Consider the following 13,739-nt stretch of genomic DNA (forward strand, 5'->3'; position numbering starts at 1 on the left):
TACAATTATGTGGGTTAATATAACAAATATTGAGTAATAATGTCACAGTTCTTGATGAACCTGTAATTTAATTCGTTGTTTTTTTATCTACTTTGTGCTTTTTCCTTCATTTTTTTATTTACTTTGGTAACTATTCTTGTTCAATTCTATGGATTTTATTGCGTGATGTTGGGGTGTTTAAGGTTGTAAATTCTTAATTTATTGAGAATTACTTCTGATAATTCTAATATTGTAAGATATAAATATCTTAATCAGTTTTAATCGCTAAAAATAATAAATAAACAACGAAAATAGCCGTTACCAATACATAGACTCATAAATTTTTCCGATTTCTAGATTGATTTCATTTTTGGAAATCGCAGCGAATGATGCTGTTTTATGGTGGGGGCTTTATGTCTATGTTCCGGGTTATGATGGGTTGTTTTTTTCTGATGATTCCTAGTCTTGTCAATAGTGAGTCAGAAACAACATCAAGTACAGGGGTTATTCGCTTTTCAGGTGCGATCGTTGAATCACCGTGTCGTTTTGATTGGCGTGATAACTGGGCTGACACCACTTGTTGGCGAAAAGGACATAAGATTATCCAACGACGAAGGCTCGATTTGCAAAATGATATTTATTTTTATTTACCACACCAAATGGGTGTAACAGAGATTAAATGGATAAAAGGAAAAGAGAAAATTGGTGTTGTTACAATTTTCTATAATTGATGTTAGGAGAAATTTTACATGTTATTTCTTCAATGTTTAATTGAAGAAGAGTCGGGATTTTATCTGTTATAGCTAAAATGAATGAGTGACAGATTTATACCCTTCATCTTTCAAGCCGCTGCTTTGTTGGCTGCTTTCACTCACCCCAGTCACATAGTTATCTATGCTCTTGGGGATTCATTCACTTGCCGCCGCGCTGCAACTCGAAATCTATTAGGTATATATTATATTTTATTTGGGAATTTAAATTATGCCATAAATGCTAATGGAAAGCAGGTGACTGATTTAATGAATGGAATAAGTAAGAAGTGAGTTGCCCTGTTTTATACCGGGCAACTCAGAATTAGCTAATATTGTTAATCGCAACGTCCCATATAGCGACGTTCTGCAATATGAATACGGATTTTTTCCCCGCTACTGATATATTCAGGTACTTGCACGGTGAGTCCGGTGCTCATTTTGGCAGGTTTTGTCCGTGCACTGGCTGAAGCGCCTTTAATTCCAGGGGCTGTTTCTTCAATAATCATATCGACTGTTTGTGGTAGTTCAAGGGCAATGACTTGTCCCTCTATTGTCAGAACTTGCATACCAAGCAGGCCACCTTCAGGAATAAATAACAGCTCTTCTGCGATTTGTTCCTTTTTAAAGTGATAAGGTGTGAAATCTTCATCATCCATGAAAACATATTCATCGCCATCAATGTAGGAAAAGTTAACGCTACGACGAGTTAGGCTGATCGTATCAAGGATATCATCGCCTTTGAAACGTTCTTCCACTTTCTGACCGGTGCGGATATCAGTAAAGCGCATTTTATATAATGTGCTAGCTCCCCGGGCGCTTGGCGCTTGAATATCAATATCTTTGACTAGCAGTAACTTACCATTATAACTGACGGCACTACCGCGTTTAATTTCGTTGGCTTTAGCCATATGTAACCTTCCATAAAACCGCAAGAGAATAATCGGCGACAAAATTACTCGCAGTCAAGACATTAGGCAAGTAGGGATTAAAAAACCCCACTGTTTTTTTACATTGGGGTTGTAGTAAGAATGCCTTATATATCAACGATACACAGGTAATAAATCAAGAGAGGACAAAATATGAGCTATAGCATTTATCAAACCAAACAGAATGATGAACCCAATGAGGAATTTCCCGCCTGGTGCTCGGTAACTGGCTTCTGGGAAGCGCTGACGACTTGCCCGAGCCATAAGTGCTGGAATAATGACAGCCCAGATGGTTGCAGCGAATCCAGCGAAACCAATGGCATATAGAAAACCATTGGGGGACAGCAAAGCGAGTGTTGTTGGTGGAATAAATGTCACTAATGCAGATTTTAATCGGCCTGTATTGTTATCTTTAAAATCGAAGAAGTCGGCTATGTAATCAAATAGCCCTAAAGAGACACCAAGAAATGAACTTGCTAATGCCATATAAAAGAAAGCATTGAGAAGCTGGTGAACGGTTGTACTGTTTATTGTATTATCCATGTGTTTTAATAAATCACCAATATTCCCGCCATCAGCAATAATCTGTTTAAATGTTTCGCGGGGAATATTTCCTTGAATGACATATTGCCACAAGATGTAAATAGCTAATGCGATTAACGTGCCGAATAACAGACTGCGAATAACGGCTTTGCTATCTTTATGGTAATATTTTACTAAACTTGGGATGTTGCCGTGATATCCGAATGAAACGAGTAAATAAGGTAGAGCGGCTAAGGCGTAAGGCATATAACTTGTTGCGGTGTTGTTTGATATAGCATCCGTTTGATTAAATAAAATGGCATATTTAACTTCGGTAAACATACCGCCGACCGACATAAAAAAAGTAATAACCATACCACCGATTAAAATTGTACTCAGACGATCGACGGCTGTAGTTGATAACCAGACAATAAATGCAACGATAAAGGCGAAAATAAGGCCAGCATTTGCCTGTGATATTGGAATAATATTTTTAAAATTGAGGGCAATAATTGAGCCACCTGCTGAAATATAGGCGTAGGTTAATATATAAAGTACGAATGTAATAGAGATACCATTGATTGCATTCCATCCTTTACCGAGTAAATCTTTAGTCATGGTATGGAAGCTTGCGCCTGATGGGTAGTTCAGGTTGGTTTCTAGTATCATCAAGCCGGAAAAATACATACACATCCATGTGTAAACCAGCAGAATAATTGAGCCAGTAAACCAGACACCAGAAGTCACTATCGGAGTAGAGAACATTCCTGCACCGACAGCAGTTCCGGCAATTATCATTGCACCACCCAGTATGGGAGGGCGTTTTAAACTTTGAGTTGTCTGAATGGACATATGAACTCCGCTGGTATATTGTTTCTTTGTACTAGCTCAAAGATACATTTTTGTCTATAGAGTGTAAATAGATGCCATCAGGGATTATTTGAAATTGAAATAACATAAGTTAGTTCATTCGGTAAGATAAAATTTATTTTCTTGCCACATTTTTATTGCATTCCGGCTGGCCTCAAAATGAGGTTCAGGAAGATTATCGGGATCGCACCACATAAACTGTTCACATTTTTTTGGTTCCATCAATTTTGGTTCACCACCTGGATATTTTGCTAGTAAACATACTGAAATAGTATGTTTTCCTTCCTGTTGGTAAGTTTGAAGGTTATTACAAATACCATAGACCTTTGGTGATTGAATCGTCAGACCCGTTTCTTCTGCAATTTCACGGATTGCACATTGCTCAAAAGTTTCTCCGGCATCAACATGACCACCAAAGATTGACCAGTATGGAGCATGTTTACTGCTACGTTTTCCGAGTAATATTTGACCATATTCGTTCATAATAACAACGCCAACACCCACAATGACAGACATTTGATTTATTCCTTTCATTTAAATTTCAATAAATTAACGATTCTTTTTGAGAAAAATTCAATACTATTCTTATCCAGAAATCAATTTAAGACAACGATCAATAAAGCATGGAATTTAACTGAAACGATTCAATTTTAGTGATATAAATAGAACTGAAAATTCATAGTAATGATGATGATTATCTACTTAGGAGACATCGGGCAAAATGAGCCGTAGAGTTGCCACTATCACCTTAAACCCTGCTTATGATTTGGTAGGATTGTGCCCGGAAATCGTCAAGGGGGCGATCAACCGAGTGCAAACCGCTGGACTACATGCTGCGGGAAAAGGCAATAATGTTGCTAAAGTTTTGCGTGACTTAGGTATTGATGTCACGGTGAGTGGTTTTTTGGGTAAGGAAAATCAGGAAGGATTTCAACAATTCTTCAATGAAAATGGTATGGTAAATCGTTTTCATTTAGTACCGGGCAGAACACGGATTAATGTCAAATTGACAGAAGAAAACGGTGAAGTGACAGATTTTAACTTCACTGGTTTTTATGTCGGTGAAGCTGAATGGTCGGGATTTGTTAATGATTCGCTTTCATGGCTTGGGCAGTTTGATATGGTTGTTGTGAGTGGTAGCTTACCGGCTGGTATCTCTGCTGAATCGTTTACCGACTGGATGGTTTGTCTACGTCAGCTTTGTCCATGCATTATTTTTGACAGCAGCCGTGAAGCATTGGTTGCAGGGTTAAAAGCATCCCCTTGGTTAGTGAAGCCGAATCGCCATGAGCTTGAAGTATGGGCGGGGCGTCTGTTACCTGAGTTATCCGATATCATCATAGCGGCACATCAACTTAGGGATCAGGGAATTGCTCATGTTGTCATATCCTTGGGTGAGCAGGGGGCATTATGGGTTAATGCGTCTGGAGCATGGTTGGCGAAACCACCGCATTGTAAAGTCGTTAGCACTGTTGGGGCTGGTGATTCAATGGTTGGTGGCTTGGTTTATGGTTTGCTGATGCGGGAATCCAGTGAACACACGTTGCGATTAGCGACCGCTGTATCTGCACTTGCCGTTAGCCAGCCTAATGTGGGTATCAGCAATCGTCCTGAATTAGCTGCCATGATGGCTAAAGTTGAACTGATACCCGTTAGATAATGCTTTAATTAAAGAATAATTAATTTTGTTGTAATTTCAGCCAGGCAATTTCTTGCGGCCAAATATCTGGGTTTATTGTTTCAAGGATGAGTGGAATACCATCAAAACGAGCATCTTTCATAATATAATTGAAAGGTGTTTTACCAATATTTCCTTCTCCAAGGCTATGATGTCGGTCAACACGGCTGGCGAATTCACTTTTGGCATCATTTAAATGCATTCCGCATAAATATTGAAAGCCAACAATTTTTTCAAACTGTTGAAAAGTTTGTTTACAAACATCGTCTGTACGTAAATCGTAGCCAGCAGCAAAGGCGTGACAGGTATCAATACAGACACCCACTCGGCTTTTATCTTCAACTCCATCAATAATTGCTGCCAGATGTTCAAATTTGAAACCCAGATTAGTACCTTGACCTGCCGTATTTTCGATAACAGCAGTGACTCCTTGGGTTTTATTGAGAGCAATATTGATAGATTCTGCAATACGCGCCAGGCATTTATCCACATCTATTTTATTGAGATGGCTGCCAGGATGGAAATTCAATAAATCGATCCCTAATTGTTCGCAACGTTGCATCTCATCAATGAAAGCCAATCGGGATTTTTCCAGTGCTTCAATTTCTGGGTGACCAAGATTAATCAGATAACTATCGTGAGGGAGAATTTGTCGGCTGCCATATCCATAACGTTCACAATTTTCTTTAAATTTATCGATAACATCAGCGGCTAAAGGTGGAGCATGCCACTGGCGCTGATTTTTTGTAAATAGGGCAAAGGCGGTAGCTTTTAATTCGTGTGCCCGGATAACCGCTTGATCAACTCCGCCGGCAGCGCTGACATGTGCTCCAACAAATTTCATATTTTTCTCCTTCTTATTTTACGTCATTATGGCATTGTTCAATCACTCAATGAACCTTAAGAACGGAAAGGTTATACCCTTCATCTTTCAAGCTGCTGCTTTGTTGGCTGCTTTCACTCACCCCAGTCACATAGTTGTCTATGCTCCTGGGGATTCGTTCACTTGCCGCCGCGCTGCAACTCGAAATCTATTAGGTATATATGCTGCTGGAATTTCTCTGTGTGGATTCTGATCAGCCAAACAAATGTTGAATGCCAAGATTTATCAAAAAACCACCGGCCATCAGCCATACAAACAAAATTAGAGCTAATAAAATCGGTTTAAATCCGGCCTGACGGATGGCACTCACATGAGTGGTTAAACCTAATGCTCCCATTGCCATAGTAAGCATAATAGTATCGATATTAATCAGAAAATTAACTGTTGCATCCGGCAGTAAATTGAAAGAATTAAAACCCGCTATTGCAATAAAAATCACCGCAAACCAGGGTATAGTCATTGGTGTTTTCTCCTGATGGTTTCTTCCATTTTTAGTGCGGGCACGGCTAATGTAACGGGATAATAACAACAGGAATGGCGCCAACATCATAACCCTGATCATTTTACTGATAACGGCTGCGTTTTCCGTTTGATCGCTAATAGCATGCCCAACAGCAACAACTTGAGCAACTTCGTGAAGGGTGGAGCCAGTAAAGATGCCGAAAGTTTCCTGAGTAAGTGGTAGCCACTGATAATGCTCATTGAGTTGATAAAACCACGGATAAATGAAAATAGCGATAGTGCCAAAGATGACAACTGTCGATACCGCAACAGCAACTTTACTGGCAGGGGCATTCACTACCGGCTGCGTTGCCATAATAGCTGCTGCACCGCAGATACTGCTACCGGCACCGATCAGTATTACCGTTTGCTGGTCTAATCCAAAGAGTGATCTGCCTAGCCAAATTGCAATAAAGAAAGTGGAAGACAACATAGCAGCATCAATCAGAAGGCCGGTAATGCCAACATCGGCAATTTGTTGAAATGTCAGACGGAAACCATAAAGAATAATTCCTGCTCGCAGAAGATAATGTTTTGAGAAATGAATACCCTCATCACAATAAGGTTTGAGTAAAGGATAGACAGTATTACCGGCAATGATCCCTGCAAGGATCGCCAGTGTTAATGTGCCCAGTCCCATATTAATAAACCACGGGATATTTCCGGCATATATTGAAATTGCAGTAAGTGTTGCCGCTAATATTAACCCAAGTATTAATTTCATACCGGGAATGGATGATTGTTTGCTGGATTTTTCGGCACGAATGTCAGACATAGATGTTTCTCATTTTGCTTATATGTTTTAAACATAAGCATATAGCAGACTAATTTATCATTAAAATTGATAATATTTTTATATATAATCGAAAAAATTGGTAAGAAAGTGGATTTTTGTTAAGTTGTCTATTGCCGTATAAAATTAAAACTAGCTAATTTTGACCGACACCATATTTTGCGGGGCAATATGCACATCACATTGAGGCAGTTGGAAGTTTTTACTGAGGTATTGAAAAGCGGTTCAACGACGCAAGCCTCTCAGCAATTGGCGCTATCTCAGTCCGCAGTGAGTGCCTCACTAACGGATCTGGAAAGCCAACTTGGCGTACAGCTTTTTGATCGGGTAGGTAAGCGGTTGGTGACTAATGAACATGGCCGTCTACTCTATCCCAAGGCTCTGGCATTGTTAGAGCAGGCAGGGGAAATTCAGCAGTTATTCAAACAGGAGTTAGGAGCGTTACGTATTGCTGCCAGTAGTACCATTGGTAATTATATGTTGCCGGAAATGCTGGCAAATTATCGTCAGGATTTTCCTGATACGCCGCTAGAGTTAAATATCAATAATACGCAGGATGTCATCAATTCTGTGCTGGAATTCCGTGTTGATCTTGGTTTGATAGAAGGTTCCTGTCATAGTCCTGAGTTGATAACTCAGCTATGGATGGAGGATGAGTTGGTTGTTTTTTCTTCTCCTGAAAATCCGCTAGCTAAACAGGATCTAAAATTGGATGATTTAGTTAAGGCATCATGGATATTAAGGGAGAGGGGATCGGGTACAAGAGAGGTGCTGGATCATCTGCTGTTTGCCCATTTGCCTGGGTTCAAGATTTTGATGGAATTGGGAAATTCTGAAGCGATAAAACATGCGGTCAAATTTGGTATGGGCATCAGTTGCTTGTCCAGACGAGTTGTTGCAGATCAATTGCAAAATCGTACTTTACTGGAGTTAAAAGTGCCAGAATTAAGACTTTTCAGAACATTGTATCTGATTCATCATCGGCAAAAGCATATGTCTATCGCACTGCAAAAATTGCTCAGTTATTGCCGATAAATTTTACGTTCTGTTTAAAATCCAAAATTAGCTGTGTTACTTATAATTTTCTCTAAATTATGAAGGTATCTTATAACAGCGCTTCCTCGCTATTTTGATAGTGAGGATTTGTTACAATCCGCCATCAGATTTATTCGCAGCTAACAGGAACAGAATGTCTCAACAACAAAAAAGTGTTTCCCAGAAACCCGTACAACATTTGCGACGTGAATTGAAGGCTCGGCATCTGGCTATGATTGCCATTGGCGGATCAATAGGCACCGGATTATTCGTGGCTTCAGGTGCGACAGTTTCACAGGCAGGGCCTGGCGGAGCATTACTTTCCTATGCATTAATTGGCTTGATGGTTTATTTCCTGATGACCAGTTTGGGTGAACTGGCCGCTTATATGCCGGTTTCCGGTTCTTTTTCAACTTACGGTTCCAAATATGTTGAAGAAGGGTTTGGTTTTGCCTTGGGTTGGAACTACTGGTACAACTGGGCGGTGACTATCGCGGTGGATTTGGTTGCTGCTCAATTGGTTATGGGATACTGGTTGCCAGATATACCAGGTTGGATTTGGAGTGCACTATTCCTCGCGTTGATTTTCCTATTGAATTTTATTTCAGTGAAAGGATTTGGTGAAGCTGAATACTGGTTCTCTTTAATTAAAGTCAGCACGGTTATTGTTTTTATTGTGGTCGGATTACTGATGATAGCCGGCATCATGAAAGGGGCAGAAGGTGCTGGATGGCATAACTGGACTGTGGGTGATGCACCTTTTGCTGGTGGTTTCTCTGCCATGATTGGCGTGGCAATGATAGTTGGGTTTTCTTTCCAGGGAACCGAGCTAATTGGCATTGCGGCGGGTGAATCAAAAGATCCGGCGAAAAATGTTCCCAGTGCTGTACGTAAGGTATTCTGGCGTATTCTGCTGTTCTATATTTTTGCAATCCTGATTATCAGTCTGATTATTCCTTATACTGATCCAAACCTGCTGCGTAATGAGGTCGGTGATATTAGTGTTAGCCCGTTTACGTTGGTATTTGAAAACGCCGGTTTGTTATCCGCTGCGGCGGCGATGAATGCGGTTATTTTGACGGCTGTGTTGTCTGCGGGTAATTCAGGTATGTATGCATCGACTCGTATGTTGTTCACATTGGCAAAAGAGGGTAAAGCACCGAGGATTTTTGGCAAATTATCGGAAGGTGGTGTACCGCGTAATGCCTTGTATGCAACAACGGTGGTGGCTGCGTTGTGTTTCCTCAGTTCAATGTACGGTAACCAGACCGTCTATCTGTGGTTATTAAATACTTCTGGGATGACCGGTTTTATTGCATGGTTGGGGATTGCAATTAGCCATTATCGTTTCCGCCGTGGTTATATAGCTCAGGGGTTGGATTTAAGTAGATTACCTTATCGTTCAGGATTTTTCCCGGTTGGCCCAATCTTTGCGTTTGTTTTGTGTCTGACCATCACATTGGGACAGAATTATCAGGCATTTCTACAAGATAAAATTGATTGGTATGGTGTAACTGCAACTTATATTGGTATTCCACTATTCCTGTTGATTTGGCTTGGTTACAAACTAGTTAGGAAAACTCACTTTATTAAATATAGCGAGATGAAATTTCCTGATATCGCGAATCAGTGAATGTGAATACGTTAAATCGTGATTAACAGGCCGGTAGGAATCTTTGAAAAAATTCCTACCGGCTTGGTTTTATGGTTTTTTTAATTCGATTCACGATTAGTTTATTATTATCTTAATGTTTTATTTATTTAAGCAGATAAGCCGTTCTTGATAAGAAATTAAAAGAAAATACCCATTTTGTGATCAAATGAGTATTTTTTATTTTTCATAGCGTTAATCATACAATGAATCACGTGATTTACTAAAATTTGTGTAGATCATATTGATAAGTATTCTCATCTGTCCTATTGTTAGTGCCATAATTATTAATATGAAAGGGCTAACAAAATGAAATTGAGGTCTCGAACCATAGCAAAGAGTATCAGTGTCGGCCTGTTAGCGGGTTCGGCAGTCGTGGCAAGCTTCGCATCATGGGCGGAAACGGTCACCGATATAGTTGGTCGTACTGTTGAAGTTCCTGAGAATGTAAATCGTATTTTGTTGGGCGAAGGTCGTTTGTTCCATGCTATCGCTTTACTTGAAGGCGATAAACCACTGGCCCGTATCGCGGGTTGGCAAGGTGATTTCCGTAAATTGGACCCTCAGTCTTACGCCGTCTATAAAGCTAAATTCCCTGAGATTGACAAGGTTCCTTTGATTGGTAACACCAGTGCTGATAGTGTCAGCTCTGAAAAGGTGTTAACTCTTAATCCAGATATCGCTATTTTTGGCTTGTCTGGTCATGGTCCTGGTAAAAACAGCGAATTGGTTGCTCAACTTGAAAAGGCCGGTGTTCCGGTTGTATTTGTTGATTTTCGTACTGAGCCGTTAAAGAACACGCTACCGAGTATTCGTATGCTAGGTAAAGTATTAAATCGTGAAAAACAAGCGACAGAATATGCCGATTTTTACGAGAAAAATGTAAAACTGGTGACTGATATCACCAATAAAATCCCGGAAGAGAAAAAACCAACAGTATTTATCGATTTGAGAGCGGGTGCTTTTGAAAACTGCTGTGCGACTGCCGGTGACGGTAATATGGGTAACTTTATCGATTTGGCCGGTGGTAAAAACATTGCTAAAGGCTTGCTACCAGGTGTGCTTGGTAATATGAACCTCGAAAAAATCATTGCAGTTGACCCTTATATTTACATTGCTAGTGGGGCAAAAGCGCCAGACAGTAATGAACCTGGTGTAAAACTGGGAGCGCAATCTACGCCTGAACGAGCAAAAGCCAGTCTGAAACAAATGACTGAACGTAAAGGTATTAGCTCGTTGACTGCGGTCAAAGAGGGCAGAGATTATGCGATTTGGCATAATTACTATAACTCTCCATATAGTGTGGTAGCGACTCAGGTATTTGCTAAATGGTTCTATCCTGAGAAATTTACAGATTTAGATCCGCAGAAAACACTGAATGAATTACACAGTAAATTCCTGGCAGTTGATCCATCAGGAGTTTACTGGATCAGTGAGAAGTAATTAGTGAAGACAGGTAACGGAAATAATGAGTGCCACTACCGAGCTGATGCCAATGGTGAAACAACAATTAGATGACAGCAATGTAAAAGTCCATTACCGATATATTTTACACCGCCGTATTGTGATGATGGTCTTCATCGTGCTGATTATTGGTGTTTCACTGGTATTAGATTTTATGATAGGGCCATCAGGTTTATCTTTGTCATCTCTCTGGCAGACTTTAGTGTCGCCAGAGAGTGTGGATGCGGGTACGCGGGTAATTGTTTGGGATATCCGTTTACCCTACGCCCTGATGGCGGTAGTGATTGGCTTGTCTCTTGGGCTGGCTGGCGCAGAAATGCAGACGATCTTAAATAACCCATTAGCCAGTCCCTCTACTTTAGGGGTTGCTCAGGCGGCTGCATTTGGTGCTGCGTTGGCGATTGTATCTGGTATTGGTATTCCAGGCGTGCCTGATCAATGGTTCATCTCTGCGAATGCTTTCATTTTCGCTTTGTTGGCAGCGTTGGTGCTGGATACGATTACTCGTTGGACACGAGTTGCTACGTCTGGGGTCGTATTATTTGGTATTGCATTAGTCTTTACCTTTGAAGCATTGGTTTCCATGATGCAGTTTATTGCAACGGAAGATACCCTTCAGGGGTTGGTACTCTGGACAATGGGTAGCCTTGCCAGAGCAACCTGGATAAAACTGGGTGTTATGTTGTTGGTGTTTGCAGCCGTTTTTCCTATTTCAATGATGAATGCTTGGAAACTGACAGCGCTACGCTTGGGTGAAGATCGTGCAATCAGTTTTGGTATTGATGTTCGTCGTCTGCGCTTGGGGACGTTATTGCGTATCAGTATTCTTGCCGCTTTAGCCGTTGCATTTGTTGGGCCAATTGCCTTTATCGGTTTAATTGCGCCACATATTGCCCGCATGATGTTTGGTGAAGATCATCGTTTCTATTTACCGGCCAGTGCCCTGATTGGTGCATTGGTGTTATCTATGGCGTCCATCGCTTCGAAAAACCTGATCCCAGGTATTGTTATTCCTGTTGGGATCGTTACTGCGTTAGTTGGGGTTCCATTCTTCCTGAGCATAATTTTACGTCATAGGGGGAATATATGAGCCCGGGATTAACCATTAATAATTTCTTTGCGGGTTATCCGAAACATTCGGTTATTGAGGATCTGAATGTTTCTCCGTTGCCCCGAGGGAAAATTACGGTGCTGTTGGGGCCAAATGGTAGCGGTAAATCAACACTTCTGCGTTCTCTGGCAGGTTTAAATCGTGCGAGAGGTCAGCTCTGGCTTGATGGTCAGGATTTGATGAAGATGAGTTTTGTCCAGCGCTCGGAAAATGTGGTTTATTTACCACAAAGCTTACCCGCTGGTGTTCATTTGCATGTATTGGAATCGATTATCGTCGCTCAACGGGCATCTGGAGGGCGTCATTCTGAAACCAGTGAAGAAGAAGTGATGTTGTTGTTACGTCAGTTAGGGATTGAACACCTGGCGTTATGTTATTTAGATCAGTTATCTGGCGGTCAAAAGCAATTGGTTGGATTGGCGCAATCGTTAATTCGTAAGCCAACGTTATTATTGTTAGATGAACCGCTTAGTGCGCTGGATTTAAATTATCAATATCACGTAATGGCGTTGGTGGCACAAGAAACGTATCGCCGGAATATGATTACTGTGGTCGTTGTACATGATATTAATATCGCTTTGCGTCATGGTGACCATGTACTCATGTTGCAAAAAGGTCATTTAATTGCTGAGGGATCTCCTGAGCAGGTTATTACGCCAGAGAGTCTGGCACAAGTTTATGGTGTCAAAGGCAGAATTGAACGTTGTTCTCAGGGTATTCCTCAGGTATTAGTTGATGGGTTGGTTTCAAAGCTAGTGAGTGAGAATTCATTTTAACTTGTTATTTAAAAGTTACAGTTTTGTCTGGGTAATGCCTAGCTATAAAGGGTAGTATGAGAATGATTTAATAGGATAGATTATTATAGTTAATAAAAATATAGTTTTATACTTTATAGTAATAAGATTTTAATAAGCTGATAAAATTACACAAATATTTTGTCCTCGTTATCTTAGTATGCGTTGATTATTCATTTTTATTAAATGAGCCGCTTAGTTGGTATATCGAGAAACATATTGTCGTAATATTATTACCTTGGGTGGCTGTATATACCTAATAGATTTCGAGTTGCATCGCGACGGCAAGGGAGCGAATCCCCGGGAGCATAGAGAACTATGTGACCGGGGTGAGTGAGTGCAGCCAACAAAGAGGCAGCTTGAAAGATAACGGGTATATGACATTAATACTGCTTTGTGACATGGTAAGGAATTAAACACAGTTATCAGAGGGGTATTTTACCGGTATTGATTTCAAAACTAGAGATTGAGAGTTTATTTTAACCTATTGTTTAAATTGTATTTTTAATAAAGTTTGGGCGCAGAATGCGCACAAAAATCAGAACGTGCATCGTCGTGTATGAGGAATAGTTTATTTGCCTTGTATTACTGTGTATTTAAAAGCTGGCCGTATTTGAAAGCTACATTTTTTGTCTGGTTAATGCTGAGATTCACTCTTTACTGCGAAGGATAGTAAATGGAATAAGTTAATAAGATGGATTGTTATAATTAATAGGGGATATTGTCTTGTGTCTTATGGCAATAAGATATAAGTAAACTAATAAAATAATAAAATAATAA

At 40.3% G+C, this 13,739-nt stretch carries 12 protein-coding genes; 7 read left to right on the forward strand and 5 right to left on the reverse strand.

Going from position 1 to position 13,739, the window contains the following annotated elements:
- The first annotated feature begins 365 nt into the window (after positions 1-365).
- Complete coding sequence (locus KZ793_RS16060) at positions 366-710, forward strand: hypothetical protein (protein WP_225816246.1); 345 nt, start codon at positions 366-368, stop codon at positions 708-710.
- A gap of 356 nt (positions 711-1,066) precedes the next feature.
- Here KZ793_RS16060 and yeiP read toward each other — a convergent pair whose 3' ends face one another.
- The 3 genes from yeiP to KZ793_RS16075 form a co-directional block, all read right to left on the reverse strand.
- Positions 1,067-1,639 (reverse strand): elongation factor P-like protein YeiP, encoded by a 573-nt coding sequence (gene yeiP / locus KZ793_RS16065; RefSeq protein ID WP_225816247.1) that lies wholly within the window; start codon positions 1,637-1,639, stop codon positions 1,067-1,069.
- A 132-nt stretch (positions 1,640-1,771) separates the two neighbouring features.
- Complete coding sequence (mtr, locus tag KZ793_RS16070; RefSeq protein ID WP_225816248.1) at positions 1,772-3,031, reverse strand: tryptophan permease; 1,260 nt, start codon at positions 3,029-3,031, stop codon at positions 1,772-1,774.
- A gap of 114 nt (positions 3,032-3,145) precedes the next feature.
- A complete protein-coding gene (locus KZ793_RS16075) occupies positions 3,146-3,565 on the reverse strand; it encodes a nucleotide triphosphate diphosphatase NUDT15 (RefSeq protein ID WP_225816249.1) in 420 nt (139 codons plus the stop codon).
- Positions 3,566-3,770: 205 nt separating this feature from the next.
- Between KZ793_RS16075 and fruK the strand changes: the two genes are divergently transcribed.
- The gene (gene fruK / locus KZ793_RS16080; RefSeq protein WP_225816250.1) at positions 3,771-4,709 is read left to right on the forward strand and encodes a 1-phosphofructokinase; all 939 of its coding nucleotides are present in this window, start codon (positions 3,771-3,773) and stop codon (positions 4,707-4,709) included.
- Positions 4,710-4,728: 19 nt separating this feature from the next.
- On the opposite strand, the gene nfo is transcribed toward fruK, so the two are convergent.
- Both nfo and KZ793_RS16090 read right to left on the reverse strand, forming a co-directional pair.
- Positions 4,729-5,571 carry a deoxyribonuclease IV gene (gene nfo / locus KZ793_RS16085; protein ID WP_225816251.1) on the reverse strand — a complete coding sequence of 281 codons (843 nt, stop codon included), beginning with the start codon at positions 5,569-5,571 and terminating at the stop codon, positions 4,729-4,731.
- A 232-nt stretch (positions 5,572-5,803) separates the two neighbouring features.
- Positions 5,804-6,886 carry a YeiH family protein gene (locus KZ793_RS16090; protein WP_225816252.1) on the reverse strand — a complete coding sequence of 361 codons (1,083 nt, stop codon included), beginning with the start codon at positions 6,884-6,886 and terminating at the stop codon, positions 5,804-5,806.
- A 189-nt stretch (positions 6,887-7,075) separates the two neighbouring features.
- Here KZ793_RS16090 and yieE point away from each other — a divergent pair, with 189 nt between their 5' ends.
- From yieE to KZ793_RS16115, 5 genes are all read left to right on the forward strand, one after another.
- Positions 7,076-7,939: a DNA-binding transcriptional regulator YeiE gene (gene yieE, locus KZ793_RS16095; protein ID WP_225816253.1), complete on the forward strand. Its 864-nt coding sequence runs from the start codon at positions 7,076-7,078 to the stop codon at positions 7,937-7,939.
- 154 nt (positions 7,940-8,093) lie between these two features.
- Positions 8,094-9,572, forward strand: coding sequence for an amino acid permease (locus KZ793_RS16100; RefSeq protein ID WP_225816254.1), 1,479 nt, complete (start codon positions 8,094-8,096; stop codon positions 9,570-9,572).
- Between the two features lie 327 nt (positions 9,573-9,899).
- A complete protein-coding gene (locus KZ793_RS16105) occupies positions 9,900-11,033 on the forward strand; it encodes an ABC transporter substrate-binding protein (RefSeq protein WP_225816255.1) in 1,134 nt (377 codons plus the stop codon).
- A 25-nt stretch (positions 11,034-11,058) separates the two neighbouring features.
- The gene (locus KZ793_RS16110) at positions 11,059-12,144 is read left to right on the forward strand and encodes a FecCD family ABC transporter permease (protein WP_225816256.1); all 1,086 of its coding nucleotides are present in this window, start codon (positions 11,059-11,061) and stop codon (positions 12,142-12,144) included.
- On the forward strand, positions 12,141-12,941 hold the full coding sequence (locus tag KZ793_RS16115; protein ID WP_225816257.1) for an ABC transporter ATP-binding protein: 801 nt from the start codon (positions 12,141-12,143) through the stop codon (positions 12,939-12,941). Before KZ793_RS16110 ends, KZ793_RS16115 begins: the two co-directional genes overlap by 4 nt.
- Positions 12,942-13,739: the final 798 nt, after the last annotated feature.

The sequence above is a fragment of the Photorhabdus antumapuensis genome, assembly GCF_020387775.1.
Classification (GTDB): domain Bacteria; phylum Pseudomonadota; class Gammaproteobacteria; order Enterobacterales; family Enterobacteriaceae; genus Photorhabdus; species Photorhabdus antumapuensis.

Bases quoted from the DNA above. Each gene is read 5' to 3' on its own strand.
- KZ793_RS16090 (WP_225816252.1), bottom strand. From the start codon at position 6,886: ATGTCTGACATTCGTGCCGAAAAATCCAGCAAACAATCATCCATTCCC.
- KZ793_RS16115 (WP_225816257.1), top strand. From the start codon at position 12,141: ATGAGCCCGGGATTAACCATTAATAATTTCTTTGCGGGTTATCCGAAA.
- KZ793_RS16060 (WP_225816246.1), top strand. From the start codon at position 366: ATGATGCTGTTTTATGGTGGGGGCTTTATGTCTATGTTCCGGGTTATG.
- KZ793_RS16110 (WP_225816256.1), top strand. From the start codon at position 11,059: ATGAGTGCCACTACCGAGCTGATGCCAATGGTGAAACAACAATTAGAT.
- yeiP (WP_225816247.1), bottom strand. From the start codon at position 1,639: ATGGCTAAAGCCAACGAAATTAAACGCGGTAGTGCCGTCAGTTATAAT.
- KZ793_RS16075 (WP_225816249.1), bottom strand. From the start codon at position 3,565: ATGTCTGTCATTGTGGGTGTTGGCGTTGTTATTATGAACGAATATGGT.
- fruK (WP_225816250.1), top strand. From the start codon at position 3,771: ATGAGCCGTAGAGTTGCCACTATCACCTTAAACCCTGCTTATGATTTG.
- nfo (WP_225816251.1), bottom strand. From the start codon at position 5,571: ATGAAATTTGTTGGAGCACATGTCAGCGCTGCCGGCGGAGTTGATCAA.
- KZ793_RS16105 (WP_225816255.1), top strand. From the start codon at position 9,900: ATGAAATTGAGGTCTCGAACCATAGCAAAGAGTATCAGTGTCGGCCTG.
- mtr (WP_225816248.1), bottom strand. From the start codon at position 3,031: ATGTCCATTCAGACAACTCAAAGTTTAAAACGCCCTCCCATACTGGGT.
- KZ793_RS16100 (WP_225816254.1), top strand. From the start codon at position 8,094: ATGTCTCAACAACAAAAAAGTGTTTCCCAGAAACCCGTACAACATTTG.
- yieE (WP_225816253.1), top strand. From the start codon at position 7,076: ATGCACATCACATTGAGGCAGTTGGAAGTTTTTACTGAGGTATTGAAA.